The organism is Paenibacillus sp. DCT19 (assembly GCF_003268635.1).
Lineage (GTDB): Bacteria > Bacillota > Bacilli > Paenibacillales > Paenibacillaceae > Paenibacillus.
Window position 1 is genome coordinate 1,074,103 of the sequence record NZ_CP029639.1, and the last position, 14,337, is coordinate 1,088,439.

Consider the following 14,337-nt stretch of genomic DNA (forward strand, 5'->3'; position numbering starts at 1 on the left):
CGGCTTTTTCTACAATAAGATCTTACAATCCTGACTGCAATACGATTGGAGAATTCCGAGTAGACAGGATAAGGAGTGTGAAAAAGATGAGAAGAGTGCTTCCGCGGAACAGGCTGGGAGGCGGGATAAATCTTATTATCGTATTCGCCACATGCATTATATTATTGCTGGTATGGTTTGTATTACGTAACCTCAGAGAAGAACCCGTTCCACCCCCTGTAGATCAGACGCAATCCGAGGTGGAAGCGTGGTTGACTACAGGGGATCAGCAACACTTGCTCGCCCGCAGCAGTCGATTCCGTTAGTTCAAAGTGAAAGAACTAGCTCATCCCCACTAGAAGCCACAATCACGATTAATCCCGAGAAGACCTATCAAACGATGGATGGGTTTGGGGCAGCCATGACAGGATCGTCCGCACATCTCATGAACCAACTCCCACAAGAAAAGCGGGAACAGTTGCTTCATGATCTGTTTACCTCCGAGGGACTAAATATGGATATGGTCAGACATACCATCGGAGCTTCCGATTATTCGGTGGATGCGTCTGGTGCACCTGCAAGCTATACCTATGATGATGTGGAATCAGGAACAGATTACGCAATGGAACATTTCTCGATTGATCAGGATCAGGAGGTTGTAGGTATGCTGCAACAGGTGATCGGATTGAAGCCACATATGAAAATCATGGGCACACCATGGACAGCACCAGCATGGATGAAATATGGCGAGAAAACCTTACACGGTTGGTATTTGAATTATGAAGATCCGCAGGTATATGAAGTTTACGCACAATATTTTGTGAGATATATTCAAGCCTACCAAGACAAAGGACTGCCCATCTATGGGGTTACGCTCCAGAATGAACCGGGATTCACTTCTCCGAATTATCCCAGTATGAGTATGGGTGCTGAAGAACAGGCAGGTTTTATACGTGATTACCTCGGCCCGGCGCTACGAAAGGCAGGGCTAGACACCAGAATCATTGCGTATGATCACAATTGGGATGAAGGTGTAGAATATACCGATCAGGTTCTAGGGATAAACAGGCTGCCACCTATATTGATGGCTCGGCTTTTCATTGTTACGCCGGTGATCCTTCTGCCATGTCGGAGGTACATGATCGTTTTCCGGACAAGTCTATTTATTTCACGGAATGTAGTGGAGGAGCGTGGAGCCCTGATTTTGGCGAAAATCTGAGCTGGCAAATGTCCAACATTATGATTGGTGCACCGCGAAACTGGGCACAAAGTGTGTTGCTCTGGAACATCGCATTAGATCCACAAGGTGGACCAACCAATGGCGGTTGTGAGAACTGTCGCGGGTCATAACCATTGATCCAGAGAGTAGAAAGGTAGATCGAAATGTGGAGTACTATGCATTGGCGCATATCAGTAAGTTTGTACGCCCTGGAGCGGTAAGAGTAGATTCCAATCAGGAGAAAGGCAAGCTGGAGAATGTTGCTTTTCGCAATCCGGATGGAACGATGGTACTGGTTGCAGCTACTACGGGAGAAGAAGATGCCTCGTTCAAAGTGGTGATAAATGGAAAGGAATTTCACTACAGCTTGCCTGCAAAGTCAGCCGTAACCTTCCGCTGGAAACCGATAAACGCCAGTGGAAGGTTGCCTTAAGATTCGTGTACTCAGGTACTGGTTGTAGGCTCGGCATGTTACAATAATAGTCAGTTCAACAGTTTCTTTCGTAATGGGGTGCATTCAAGATGCTTATCGTTTCATATCGTGAACAAGATCATGAGCAGTTGGTTCGGATCTGGGAGAGCGCTGTTCGAGCAACGCATACGTTTTTGGAAGAGCATCACATTCAGTTCTATCGAGACATGGTAGGTGAAATACTAGAGCAACGGCAAGTTGAGGTATGGGAAGTGCTAGATAGGGAGCAACAACCTGTCGGCTTTATCGGTTTAGACAATAATTCTATTGAGATGTTATTCGTCGATCCAAGTCAGCATGGACAGGGAGTAGGGCGTCTGCTGATCAAGCATACCATCAAACTCAAAGGGCACCATCTCAAGGTGGATGTGAATGAACAGAATGCTGGAGCAGCGCAATTTTATGAAAAAATGGGATTTGTACAGATCGGTCGCTCTGAACTTGATGGATCCGGCAATCCGTTCCCGCTGCTGCATCTGGAGATTTCATAAACAAGCCGGCACATTGACCGAGAAAGAGTAAGTAATCTATGAGGGTAAAGACATTCTGAAGTTGGATCGGGCGTGTAAGTGAATAATATAAAAACGCGAGAAACTAAAAACCATCTCAAATCGTGAGTGAGATGGTTTTTTGCTGTTTTTTTAATTCCAGTGCTTAATAATTGTACACGTCCTTGGATGCTTGTCTGCTGACTTGAGGAAGCAATCTATTTCGCAGTTTAGGTCAGTGTGTTAGTGAGTTTCCTCATCTAAGAATGGTTTGTTCACGGTGTAATACATAAAGCCCATTAAGAATACACCGCCGACCAGATTGCCCAGTGTGACTGGAACCAGATTGTGGAGTACGCCTCCAAACGAAATAGTCCCCGGATGATTCAGCACCAGAGCAATCGCAAAGGTACACATGTTAGCTATGCTATGTTCATAGCCCGAGATGAAGAAACAGAAGACAAAGAGCATCATGGCGAACATTTTGGCGCCGTTTTCTTTCATGAACATTGGAACGAAGAATGCTAGACATACCAGCCAGTTACATAGAATTCCTCGGAAAAACAGTTGCATCGTAGGAGCTTCCATTTTATGTTCAACCACACTAAGCAGGAAGCCATTAACTTGAGCTGAATCAAACAAACCGGTGAGATAGATTAATAGGGCAAATACTGCAGCACCCATGAGGTTCCCGCTGTAGCTTGCAATCCATAGCTTCACCACTTCAAGCCAGCGCAGCTTCTTGCGTAGTGCAGCATACGTATAATAGAACGTATTGCCTGTAAACAGGTCACCGCCACCGTAGGCAATCAGGATGATGGCTGCTCCAAACGTTATTGCCGCCATGGGGTATGTAAACGGGGATTGTTCCATATAGAAGAAGTTCCCTGTCTTAAATGCAACGATTACCCCAAACCCGATGAACATACTCGCCAGCATCGAGCGTGCGATATAGCGCATTACGCTTTGTTTGAAAATCTTGTGTTTCTTCAAGGCTAAACTCTCAACATTCCGCAAACCTTCCGTTTCCATAATCATCCTCCAGTGACTAAGTTGTGTGAATTCATAAACTTACCAATCTCGCCAAGTTCTTTCCATTATAACGAATTTTTAGTTAGAGGCACGTTATTTCAAAAAAAGAATATTTTCTATAACTGAATCTATGTCAGACCCATTATTAATAAAAAAAGAAAATCCTGCATTCATCTTCAATGTTAAATGAAACTTCAGAGAATCCCGTTGGAGAAGCTCCTTTAAATTGGAACTACTGTTAGCATTTCTGTTCAGAATTTGTTCAGAACATCCTGATAAGCTATGTGCCGAAAACGAGTTTCTTTGGGAGGAAACGTACATGAATCAGGATTGGAAAAAAGTGTTGCTGACTTCGGTTATAGTGGGCATGCTGTCGAGTACTCAACTCGCTAATGCAGCAGATCTAGCAGGGGGAGCACAGGGTCAGACAACATCGGTTTTTACCGATCAAACGGAGATTCGTTCCACTTCTCTGCAAGCGGTGCAGGAAGCGGTTAATCAAGGGTTAATTTCAGGCTACCCGGATGGGTCATTTCATCCACGCCAGCATTTGACTCGCAGAGAGATGGCTGTATTGTTAGCCAAAGCATCACAGTTAACCATTCAAGAAACATTGAATACTGGGGTCAAAAATTCAGATTGGGCTACGCCTTATATTGAAGCCATCCAAAAAGCAGGATGGATGACTGGAGATAAATCCGGGAACTTCCGTGCCAATGATCCGATTCGTAGGGAAGAGCTTGCATCGATTTTGGTAAGAGTCACAGGAACACAAGGTGCCAAAGGCGGCCAAGAACAGACGCTTTCGGACGAAGCTACAGTGAGTGGTTGGGCCAAAGAACAGGTACATACAGCATTGAAGCTGGGTTTGTTGGATTCAAGTGAAGGCAAGTTCGAATCCAAAGCCTATGTGGAACGGCAAGATATTGCCAAAGTTTTGGTAGACGTATTCCAGACGGGAGAGCGGACAGCCTCGTTAACGAAATTAGACGGCGATGTTGCCTACGTTGATGGACGTCCTTTCGTCATTAGCAAGGAATTGCAAAGCATTTTGAATGAGAAAAACCAAGCAGCACTACAGAACGCTGTTATCACGTATGACGCACGCACACGTAATTTATCTTCTGTGTCAGAAATTCAGGTTACCCAGACAGGTACGGCTAAAGATTCCGTCACTTTGGATCTGAAAGGAACCTCCTATCATGGGACTGTCTCCGTGTCAGCAGATCACGTTGTTTTGAAAGCCGATACATTGTCCCGGGTTATTTTGAAACCAGGTGTAGCCTCAATCACGATTGATGGCGATATCAACTCTGTAACGGTAGATACAATGGACAAGGTGACTGTTCTCGGAACTGGCACGTGGAAAGAAATTGTGCTGAAAGATGTGAAGTCTCTTATTCAACTGCCTACGAGTGTAAAAACAGACAAAGTGACGCTTCCACAAGGCGGAGTAGCCTCACAGATCATTCGCAATACGCCTTCTGCGAGTGCACCATCCAGTAATCAGGGTACAAGCACTGCGAGTGCAGGTTCATCTGGTGGATCGTCATCGCCATCACCAGTACCACAGCCGCAACCACAACCGGAACCGCAGCCAGAACCACAACCGGAACCACAACCAGAGCCGCCTGTTGTTGTACCTCCGACTCCGGAAAATCAAGCGCCTGTTGTCAAAGCCACTATTATGAATAGAACGGTGATTGTGGGAAGTCTTGTCCAACAAATTGATCTTACAACTGTATTTTCCGATCCGGATGAGGATGAATTGAGTTATGAGATTAAGGAGATCAATCAGGGCATCGCTAGTGCAAGTATCCAGGGCTCAACATTAGGAATTTCACCTATATCAGTGGGGACTACAGCGGTTAAGGTAGAAGCTACGGATGGCAAAGGAGGTAGTGTAACGGCATCTTTTAATTACGTGGTTATGCCAGTTCTCTTACCACCAGTACCGCCGATCCCACCAATCACCATTCCGCCAATTATTATTCCACCGATCAATATACCATTGCCTCCTTATGTGTTAAAAACACTGGACACAGTGAATGTTGATATGGGCACAGTGAGTAAACCGGTTCAATTGACAGGTGTGTTTGGTGATATAAACGGAGACTCCCTCACGTATACGGCAGTTTCTTCTGACCCGTCAGTAGTAGAGACAAGTGTGCAAGCCGATACGTTGACGTTAAATTTCAAGGATAAAGCTGGTTCAGCGACGATTACAGTGAAAGCTACCGACCCTACTCTTCTAAGCACGCAGACTACATTTACGGTTAATGTGGCAGATCCGGATGCGGGTAAGGGGCTGTTTATTTCAGAGGTTGTATGGGGAGATGAGGAAACTCAAGCAATTGAACTATACAATCCGACTTCGAAAGAAATTGACCTATCCAGTTATTCTATTAAACGTAGTGATGGTGGAGATCCAATTGAATTTGCAAGTGGGACGACGATTCAACCTTATAACACATTGGTTATTGCAGATAACTCTACAGGTTTCCCGATAGACGAAGACGATCAATACTATATCTCTTTTAACGTGGATCAGTTGAACCCTCAAGAGTTTATCTTACAACTCTATCAAAATGGTCAGGATAACCCTCTGGATACTGCCATGATGAAGCCAGCTCAATCGATTACGAGAACAACCGGCATTGTGCATGGAGATACATCCTATGATGCAACCCAATGGATTGAACAAGGTGCTAACCACTATGACGGTCTAGGCAACTATACATCCATCAATCCTACGCCATAATATGGAATGATTACATTTTGAAGGAGCACCTCTATGTCCAAAATAAGCAGAACTGTACAGCTCACCTTAATCGCATTACTACTTTCCAATGCTGTACCCGTATCTGCACAATATGATAAGTTAGGGGCGCAGGCTATGTCTGCGTCTGGCGTATCATCGGTTGCGCAAGATTCCAACAACACGAAGTTGAACGATGCAATGAGTAGGGCAGTATCAATGGGAATCGTTAAAGGTGACCCTAACGGAGATGTTCGGGCGAACGATCGGATTACTCGCCAAGAATTGGCGGTTATATTGGCTCAATCGCTTGGGTTAACGGTAAATAAACAAGCATCAGCTCCTTTTGCCGATGTCCCATCTAATAGCTGGTCAGCACCGTACATTCAAGCGGTTAAGCAGGCTGGACTGTTACAGGGGGATGCTCAAGGGAGTTACCGCCCTCATGCACCGATTACAGGGCAGGAACTTGTGACGGTTTTGGTAAGAGCATCTTCCTTTGCCAAACAAGAAGCTCAGAAAGGTTCTCTTTCCTCGGATTGGAAAGGGGCAAGTTCATGGGCGACTCCGTATATTGAAACGGCGGAGAAGGCGAATCTTCTAAGCGAGTATCAAGGAGAACTTAAAGTTAAACAAGGACTTGTTCGAAGCGAAGCTGTCGGAATGTTGCTGTCGGCTATGTTTCCAGAAACACGCCTATCTGTGGTTCAGTCCATTCATGGAAATCAGATTCAGATCAATGGAGTCACCTATCAAGCCTCTGAACAAGTGGCGGGTCTTCTGTATGAAGGTAATAAGGCGATATTGAACCAAGCTGGAATAAAGTTCATAAGTCATAAGCGAACCATTACTGAAATTAATGAACTGGAGATCAGAACGGGTGGCTTAGAAGCGGCCGAAGGTAAACCGGAATTCAGTAATAATTTGTTATTGAATGGTAACGGAGCCGTATTGAATGGAGATTTGACGATTAAGGCAGATTTCACTTCTGTACAGGGACTTACAGTGAAAGGCAAGCTGAGAATTGCCCCTGAGATGGAGCATGATTTTTACGCCCAGAATATTAAAGTAGAACAGTCCGTGTTGGTTCATGGTGGTGATCCCAATACGGTTGTATTTGATAACTCCGTTCTGAACACTGTAGGTATCAACAAAACCGATGTGCATGTTGCTCTTACGGGGAATACCAGCGCTCAAGAGGTGAGTGTGGAATCTAATAGTACAGTTGATATTGCAGCAACCGCAACGCTTCCACTCTTAACGATTGTTGAAGGGCCGAGCCAGGTAGAGCTGAAAGGAGCTATCGGTACTGTTATTCTGGATTCAACGAAGCCTTTGCAACTGAATGGTAACGTTGCGATCCAGCAACTTAAAGTAGAGGGAACGGGTGCAATAAGCTTGAATGCTGCAGGTACCGTCCAACAGCTTCAAGTTAACAATCCTGCTTCCCAAATTAATGTAGCTGGTAATGTAAAGGTGTCTGATGTTTCTTTGGCTGCGGGAGTAGCCTCATCCGCAATAAGTGGAAATACAGGCACGACTACAACAAGTACAACACCGACATCTTCTTCTGGAGGAGCAAGTGGAGCTGGCACTGGCAGTAGCAGCGGTGGTGGTGGCAGTGAAGCGCCACCGGTTGTGGCGAATCGTTCGCCTGAACTAATCAAGCCATTCGAAAATCGCAAATTGACGGCCAATGGACAGGCGGCATCGTTAAACCTGAACGAATATGTGACCGACCCGGATGGTGACGTGATATCCTACACTGTTAGCTCATCCAAATCGTCCGTTGCCAAGGTAGTGCTTACAGGAACTCAATTAAATATTGTTCCATTAGAGCACGGCATGGCTACAATTACGATTGCTTCAAATGATGGTCGAGGCAAAAGATTAAGATCCACATTTGAGGTTAACGTAAACGCATCACCTTTGGCATCACCTATTCCAGATCAAGAAATTCACGCGGGATCAGACAGCAAGAACGTGGATCTTAGCATCTATTTCATGGATGATGAGAAGTATGAATCAGAGCTGCTATATAGTGTAACCAACACGGACTCGGACATCGTTGGTACAGAAGTGAACGGCACGATATTGAAATTAACACCCAAAAAGGTAGGGGAAACTGTACTTAAAGTTAAAGTGGATGATCAGCAGGTTGCCGATGATGGTAGTACAGGTGTGACAGAAGTGGAGTTGAGAATTGTTGTTCTGCCACATGTTAACCGTGTACCTGTAGGTGCAATTCCTGCAAAAGTTGATGTATACCTAGGGGATGTAATTCCTGGAACAAACTTAAATGAGCATTATACTGACCCAGACGGTGATCCTTTGACGTATACCGCATCGTCCTCCAACCCAGCCGGTCTTGCCGTTGAAGAGGATGCAGGAGTACTGACTCTATCTGCTCTCCAACTCGGAACATACACCATTGCATACACAGTTAACGATGGCAACGGCGGTATCGTGAGTGAATCATTTGAGGTAGAGGTGTTGTCCATGCCGAATCAGCCTCCAGTTCTGACAGATAGCCCGCCCAAGCAATTCGTTGTTCTTGGAAAAAGCGATCGGATCATTGAATTGTCTAACTATTTCATAGATCCAGAGGGCGAAGAGTTGAACTACGTTGCATCCTTGGACAATCCCGATGATGTATCGATGTTGGAACCGAGCGTAGCGGACAATGAGTTGACTCTACATGCTATTCAGACAGGGACAACGAAGATTAAGGTCGTTGCAAGTGATCCTCAAGGGCAAGAGACGGTAACGTATATAGACGTAACGGTGGTCGAAGCTGGATCGATTGCTACGATTCCAGATCAAACCATAACATGGCCTTGGACTACGCTGGATATGGATCTTGCTCCATACCTATCGGGCTTTGATTCAAGTACATTGTCAGTCAATGCTATAACACTAAATGAAAATATTGCTACTGTATCTACTGACGGTTTACAGGTGAAAATCACCCCTGTTGCAGAAGGGAATACGAAGGTAGTGTTCATGCTGCATGATCAGAGCGGGCGAAGTGAACAAGCACTCGTAGGACTGGTCGTACAAGGGGAACACGCTAGCTCTAACACGGTACCTGAGGTTGTAAGTACCATTTACGACCAAGTTCTAACGCCGAATGTAACGAATGATCGCACATTTGATCTGGGGCAGTTGTTCAGTGATCCAGACGGGGATTCATTACAATTCACGATTAGCAACAGTTCGAATGAAGCGGTGGATGCTAGTATTAATGGTAGTATGCTGACGCTGAAACCAGGAACAGGGAACGCGGTTGCTCCCTTGACAGTGACTGCGGATGATGGAAAAGGTGGGAAGGTGGACTACACCTTTAATGTTCGTACCGCTACTCTGGTAAACAGTGGTGTCATACAGGTTAGCACCAAGTCCGGTGTAAGAGATCCGCTGACCTTTGCAGCATCCGTTTGGTTTCCTGGTCAATCGAGTTTCCAACTTTACAGCGGCACGGCATATTCGACCTTTACAGGGCCAGATATTATTCCTTCTTCTCAAATTCCTTTAACCGTATCTCCGCTATTGTTCTGGATTATCGGTAATGATGGCCGAGCTGTAGTGGTTCAGGTGAATTCGACAGCTCAAGGAACGCCAGAGCTATTCTTCTCGCAATATGTGGATGCAGGCGCCGAGAAAGTTGTTGTGCAAGTGCATTACACGGGAGGTGGCGATCCGTCCCTCAAAGCGTCAGGGTATCAATTGGAAGTGCATCAATGGATGAACCAAGCCTCCACGAAGAGAATAGTGACAGAAAATTTATATGATATTCCTGCTAATATGCCTGGGATTTATATTAATTTTGCGTATTATGATTTTATGGATGATACCCATTTTGGCTATTATAATAGCGAGCTACCTTTATATAATCCTGTTAATCCGAATGAGTACAATGTCGTTGCATTGGTTCTCAAAAAGGATGGACGAGTTGTAGATGTATTAGGTGACCCTAATTCACATGAGAGATTTATGCCTGCTGGCGGAACCATTGTTCGTAAAGGTGGTATCTATACAGGTTCACAACAGTTCTCGTTAACGGGTGAATGGAACGAGTTTCCGAAAGGGACGATCCAGTACATCGGTTACCACAATCCGTAGGATTGTAATCAACCACAAGAACCCGTGACCAGTCGTTCGAACGAATTGAATCAAACGTCTTCTTAACCTAAACATGAAGAAATCTCTATACTCAACCTACGAGTATAGAGATTTCTTTATTTCACCGGATATGGAAACATACATGAGCGAAGAATTTCAGCTTGTTGTGCTGTGGATCGCTCCCGCGGCGCTAATTCTTCTGCATAGGAGCGTTCTAACTTGTCACGCATGAATGTCTCCGCATATGCATTAGGACGTGAGTGGAAGTCCTTCGCAAACTCTCCGAATTGACTTGCATCACGCGCCTTTTCCAATACGCTGTTCAGTAAGGGGCTACCTGCGTAAAGGAGCGAATCCGTCTCGTTGCATTCAAACTTGAGATACATAATCGCTTTCTCCAGCGCGTTGATCTCCCCTTGGGTAAGGTGAATTGGGCGGGTTGAATGCTCGCCAAGTTCATTATGGTTGTCTCGTTCATGGTTACTGTTATTGGATACATCCGTCATTGTAGGCGTCTCCTCCTTATCCTTATGATTGGGACGGGGGCGGAAGCTGGATAGGACGGGCAGCGAGTGCTTCTTCTACGATCTGCTCAGGAGACAGGGCTCGATCATCCCAGTAAATAAGATTGCTGATCTCTGTATAAGGCAACTGTTGCTGTAGCTCATTTAACATATCATCTAACTCTGCCTCTGTTCCTTCCGCGTTCATCAGCTTACGAACCCATTCGATCAGCTCTATACGAGTAACTTCAGTCATATGTACACCCCCATAAGATTTATTCTTGTCATGGTCATTCATTAATGAAGCTCCACCAACTCAGACTTCAATCCACAAGGATGGCGAGATTGCCGAACTGCTCTCCATTAGCCATACGTTCAAACGCCTCAGCGGTGTCCTGTAACGAATAGATCCGATCGATCACCGGATGAATGTCATGTTTCTCCAGCCATTGCAGCATCTGCGCAAATTCTTCACGGCTACCCATAGAGGTTCCGATCAGGCTCACTTGTGGGAAAAAGATCGAACGGATTGGCACCGTCAGATCATCTCCTGAGCTTGCTCCGTACATGACGATGCGTCCACCTGGTCTAATTATATCAAAATATTTTGGGAACAACGTTTGTCCGATACTATCCAAAATCATGTCAACCGGTTCAAGATCGCTATAGAGATGCCAATCGTCATGACTATCGAGTGCTTGGGAAGCACCCAAGTGAAGAGCCTGTTTTCTCTTAGCCTCGCTTCTTGAAGTAACCGTTACTTTGGCACCTGCGGCAATAGCCATGAGCAGGGCATAGGTTGCTACACCTCCGCCGATCCCCGGAATAAGAATATGTTCGCCTGGCTGAAGCGCACCACGAGTAAATAAGGCGCGGTACGCGGTCAAGGCTGAAAGGGATAACACACCTGCTTCCTCCCATGATAGATGAGAAGGTTTGGGCAAGGCATTTCTAGCAGGTAGCGTAATATATTGTGCGAGAGTTCCATGGGTAGGGCCACCTACAATATCCGGGACAGTGGGCACATCAACAGCGTGCTCCCAATGAAGGGTTGGATGGATTACAACTTCGTCGCCTACAGATATATCGTGCACACCTGTTCCGATCTCGACAATGATTCCTGCCCCATCTGATCCAAGAATGAGCGGCTCATCCTGACCGGTACGTGCTGCCATAATAAACAGATCACGGTGGTTAATTCCAGCGGATCTCAATTGGATCTGTACCTCGCCATCCCCTGGTGCTCGTGCTGTTGTTGATGTGAATTGAAGACCTTGACGTCCGGTATGCTCAGCATGCATCATAGCTTTCATCTCTCTTTTTCCTCCTTGTGTGTGGTATAACGTTGCGTATTGAGCCTCATTGTACAGATGGGAGAGATTCACGTAAAATGAACAAAAATGAAGGTGAATATCAAAAACGATGATAGATAATAAGCAGGTGATTAGGGCATGGATGCAGGAGATTTGAAAATATTTCAGGCGGTTGCCCGCGAAGGCAGTATCAGCAAAGCTGCAATAGCACTGAATTATGTGCAGTCCAATGTGACAACACGGATCAGACAGCTCGAAGAACAGCTGCAGGCCCCTCTATTTCGACGGTCTAATCGGGGATGTCGCTCACACCTGCGGGTGAGAATCTGCTTTTGTACGCAGACAAAATTGTCAGTCTGATCTATGAAGCGGAGCAATCGGTGTTAATAGGGGATAAACCTGTAGGTTCACTTCGTCTGGGATCGATTGAGACGGCAGCATCGAAGTTGTTAACTCCGCTATTGGCAGCGTATCGTTCACGCTATCCGGATGTGCAACTCGCACTGGCGACGGGTGGAACCCATGAATTGATGCAAAAGGTCATTCGGCATGAGGTGCACGGCGCATTCATCTATGGTCCACAGAATATTCCCGATCTGAACTATATGAAGGTGCTTGAAGAAGAATTGGTACTGATCGCAGAGCCTAGAGCACAGGAATCATATGGACTCCAAGAATGGTTGAGCCAACCGATGCTGTTCTTCGAAGTAGGCTGTACACATCGAGAGCAGGCAGAGGCATTACTCAGGGATCAAGGTGTGCAAACCATACAAGTTACCGAGTATGGGACGTTAGACAATATCATACATGGCGTCTCTGCTGGGCTAGGTGTATCGCTTCTGCCACGCTCCACTGTGGTTCAAGCGCAATCCAGAGGCGAAGTGCATATCTACTCATTGCCTGAGCCTTACTGCAGACTGGAAGTGGGGTTTGTCTATTCCCATAGTGAGCATTTGTCGGGAGCTATGCGTGCGTGGTTATCATTGTTGAAGACAGACGAGAAGGACACCTATTCAATAGAAGGAGTGAATAATGGATGGAATCATCCCTAACGTTAGCTGATGCATTTCAGAATGCGAAGTATATTATTGGCGGTCACGGAAGCCGGAAGATTAGAGTTCTTCAAGAAGCGTTCATGCATGTGGATGGAGAGCTGACGAGTGACCACTATGGCAACGGTGCCGTCATCGATAATTTTCAACAGCAGATGGCTGATGTGCTAGGTAAGGAAGCGGCTGTATTTTTCCCAAGTGGAACGATGGCACAGCAGATTGCATTGCGGATCTGGTGTGATCGCCAAGGGCTGAAACGAGTTGCTTATCACCCGCTGGCTCATCTGGAGATTCATGAGGAAGATGGGCTGAAGGAGCTGCATCAGATTGAAACTATTTTACTGGCAGATCAGGATCGGCTCATTCGATTAGAAGATGTACAAGGATTGGAGCAGGAGATTGCTTGTCTCTTACTTGAGCTGCCGCAGCGGGAGATTGGTGGGCAATTGCCAAGTTACGAAGAACTGGAGTCCATCTCAGCGTATTGTCGTGAACGTGGAATCAAGCTGCATCTGGATGGCGCGCGCCTGTTCGAGATTACACCTTATTATCAGAAGACACCTGCTGAGATATGCAGTCTATTTGATAGTGTATACGTATCCTTTTATAAAGGCATTGGTGGGATTGCAGGGGCAATCCTTGCTGGAGACGCGGATGTGATGGAGGAGTCTAAGGTATGGAAACGGCGTCACGGTGGCGATCTAATTGGCCTATATCCATATATTCTAAGTTCGCAATACTACTACAATGAACGAATTGGCAAAATGCAGCTATATTACGAGCAGGCTAAAGAACTGGCTGCCTTATTGAACGCATGTCATGGCATACGTACTTTACCTGAAGTTCCGGTATCGAATATGTTCCATGTTCACATTGCACTTGCAGCTTCGGAGGTAGAACCTCTGCTTGTGCAGATGACGCAGCATTACGGGATAGGCATTACGTCATATTTGAACAAAACAAGCGGGAACAGTTGTGCCTTCGAACTCTCTATGGGTGATCGTTATGAGCACATACCACAGGATAAGCTGCGAGCAGCGCTGACATGGTTGGATATAGAGCTGAGCAAACAGACCAGATAAAAAGTGTGAGAGAAAATTGAAAGAACGAAACGATATAGTATGAAATCAATAAAATGATGTTGAGCCGCCTTGTCCACATGCTGGACAGGGTGTTTTGTGTGCTTATACACATCTTCCGACTGTCTATGAAAACTACTTTCATAAACGAGCATCTGCAATTAGTCCAAAGACCGATCTGATCACAGGATTAATTTAAACGAATGCATGAATCAGTAACAAAAACAGGTATACAGATGTATTCCAATATTTTCTTTATAATGTAAAATATTAAAGACAATATATTCCATAAGGAAGCTGGAGTGAAGCGAAAGTAGAAC

12 protein-coding genes and 1 pseudogene are annotated in these 14,337 nt (G+C 45.6%); 9 read left to right on the forward strand and 4 right to left on the reverse strand.

Going from position 1 to position 14,337, the window contains the following annotated elements:
• Nucleotides 1–86 precede the first annotated feature (86 nt).
• The 4 genes and pseudogenes from DMB88_RS04720 (at nucleotide 87) to DMB88_RS04730 (ending at nucleotide 2,161) form a co-directional block, all read left to right on the forward strand.
• On the forward strand, nucleotides 87–305 hold the full coding sequence (locus tag DMB88_RS04720; protein WP_128100406.1) for a hypothetical protein: 219 nt from the start codon (nucleotides 87–89) through the stop codon (nucleotides 303–305).
• Between the two features lie 95 nt (nucleotides 306–400).
• Nucleotides 401–1,329, forward strand: a pseudogene (locus DMB88_RS04725) (hypothetical protein).
• Between the two features lie 50 nt (nucleotides 1,330–1,379).
• Nucleotides 1,380–1,631, forward strand: coding sequence for a glycoside hydrolase family 30 beta sandwich domain-containing protein (locus DMB88_RS30800; protein ID WP_254438456.1), 252 nt, complete (start codon nucleotides 1,380–1,382; stop codon nucleotides 1,629–1,631).
• Nucleotides 1,632–1,720: 89 nt separating this feature from the next.
• Complete coding sequence (locus DMB88_RS04730; protein WP_128100407.1) at nucleotides 1,721–2,161, forward strand: acetyltransferase; 441 nt, start codon at nucleotides 1,721–1,723, stop codon at nucleotides 2,159–2,161.
• Nucleotides 2,162–2,401: 240 nt separating this feature from the next.
• Here the strand turns inward: DMB88_RS04730 and DMB88_RS04735 are convergent, their stop codons facing one another.
• The gene (locus DMB88_RS04735) at nucleotides 2,402–3,190 is read right to left on the reverse strand and encodes a formate/nitrite transporter family protein (protein ID WP_128100408.1); all 789 of its coding nucleotides are present in this window, start codon (nucleotides 3,188–3,190) and stop codon (nucleotides 2,402–2,404) included.
• 319 nt (nucleotides 3,191–3,509) lie between these two features.
• On the opposite strand from DMB88_RS04735, the gene DMB88_RS04740 reads away from it, so the two are divergent.
• Both DMB88_RS04740 and DMB88_RS04745 read left to right on the forward strand, forming a co-directional pair.
• Entirely contained in the window at nucleotides 3,510–5,951 is a 2,442-nt protein-coding gene (locus DMB88_RS04740) for an S-layer homology domain-containing protein (RefSeq protein WP_128100409.1), read from the forward strand.
• Between the two features lie 33 nt (nucleotides 5,952–5,984).
• Complete coding sequence (locus DMB88_RS04745) at nucleotides 5,985–10,070, forward strand: S-layer homology domain-containing protein (RefSeq protein WP_128100410.1); 4,086 nt, start codon at nucleotides 5,985–5,987, stop codon at nucleotides 10,068–10,070.
• Between the two features lie 116 nt (nucleotides 10,071–10,186).
• Here the strand turns inward: DMB88_RS04745 and DMB88_RS04750 are convergent, their stop codons facing one another.
• From DMB88_RS04750 to DMB88_RS04760, 3 genes are all read right to left on the reverse strand, one after another.
• Nucleotides 10,187–10,576: a hypothetical protein gene (locus DMB88_RS04750; RefSeq protein WP_128100411.1), complete on the reverse strand. Its 390-nt coding sequence runs from the start codon at nucleotides 10,574–10,576 to the stop codon at nucleotides 10,187–10,189.
• Nucleotides 10,577–10,598: 22 nt separating this feature from the next.
• Nucleotides 10,599–10,829: a bacteriocin immunity protein gene (locus DMB88_RS04755; protein WP_128100412.1), complete on the reverse strand. Its 231-nt coding sequence runs from the start codon at nucleotides 10,827–10,829 to the stop codon at nucleotides 10,599–10,601.
• A gap of 67 nt (nucleotides 10,830–10,896) precedes the next feature.
• On the reverse strand, nucleotides 10,897–11,886 hold the full coding sequence (locus DMB88_RS04760; RefSeq protein ID WP_128100413.1) for a quinone oxidoreductase family protein: 990 nt from the start codon (nucleotides 11,884–11,886) through the stop codon (nucleotides 10,897–10,899).
• A gap of 138 nt (nucleotides 11,887–12,024) precedes the next feature.
• On the opposite strand from DMB88_RS04760, the gene DMB88_RS30805 reads away from it, so the two are divergent.
• The 3 genes from DMB88_RS30805 to DMB88_RS04770 are packed head-to-tail and all read left to right on the forward strand — an operon-like array spanning nucleotide 12,025 to nucleotide 14,020.
• Nucleotides 12,025–12,246: a helix-turn-helix domain-containing protein gene (locus DMB88_RS30805; protein WP_254438457.1), complete on the forward strand. Its 222-nt coding sequence runs from the start codon at nucleotides 12,025–12,027 to the stop codon at nucleotides 12,244–12,246.
• A complete protein-coding gene (locus DMB88_RS04765; protein ID WP_254438458.1) occupies nucleotides 12,219–12,938 on the forward strand; it encodes a LysR substrate-binding domain-containing protein in 720 nt (239 codons plus the stop codon). The genes DMB88_RS30805 and DMB88_RS04765 overlap by 28 nt, the downstream gene beginning before the upstream one ends.
• On the forward strand, nucleotides 12,923–14,020 hold the full coding sequence (locus DMB88_RS04770) for a threonine aldolase family protein (protein ID WP_128100414.1): 1,098 nt from the start codon (nucleotides 12,923–12,925) through the stop codon (nucleotides 14,018–14,020). The genes DMB88_RS04765 and DMB88_RS04770 overlap by 16 nt, the downstream gene beginning before the upstream one ends.
• The last annotated feature ends 317 nt before the right edge of the window (nucleotides 14,021–14,337 follow it).

What these genes read in the sequence shown, in the direction of transcription:
- DMB88_RS04770 (WP_128100414.1), top strand. Translation starts at nt 12,923, where the DNA reads ATGGAATCATCCCTAACGTTAGCTGATGCATTTCAGAATGCGAAGTAT.
- DMB88_RS04730 (WP_128100407.1), top strand. Translation starts at nt 1,721, where the DNA reads ATGCTTATCGTTTCATATCGTGAACAAGATCATGAGCAGTTGGTTCGG.
- DMB88_RS04760 (WP_128100413.1), bottom strand. Translation starts at nt 11,886, where the DNA reads ATGAAAGCTATGATGCATGCTGAGCATACCGGACGTCAAGGTCTTCAA.
- DMB88_RS04740 (WP_128100409.1), top strand. Translation starts at nt 3,510, where the DNA reads ATGAATCAGGATTGGAAAAAAGTGTTGCTGACTTCGGTTATAGTGGGC.
- DMB88_RS04750 (WP_128100411.1), bottom strand. Translation starts at nt 10,576, where the DNA reads ATGACGGATGTATCCAATAACAGTAACCATGAACGAGACAACCATAAT.
- DMB88_RS04755 (WP_128100412.1), bottom strand. Translation starts at nt 10,829, where the DNA reads ATGACTGAAGTTACTCGTATAGAGCTGATCGAATGGGTTCGTAAGCTG.
- DMB88_RS04745 (WP_128100410.1), top strand. Translation starts at nt 5,985, where the DNA reads ATGTCCAAAATAAGCAGAACTGTACAGCTCACCTTAATCGCATTACTA.
- DMB88_RS30805 (WP_254438457.1), top strand. Translation starts at nt 12,025, where the DNA reads ATGGATGCAGGAGATTTGAAAATATTTCAGGCGGTTGCCCGCGAAGGC.
- DMB88_RS04735 (WP_128100408.1), bottom strand. Translation starts at nt 3,190, where the DNA reads ATGGAAACGGAAGGTTTGCGGAATGTTGAGAGTTTAGCCTTGAAGAAA.
- DMB88_RS04720 (WP_128100406.1), top strand. Translation starts at nt 87, where the DNA reads ATGAGAAGAGTGCTTCCGCGGAACAGGCTGGGAGGCGGGATAAATCTT.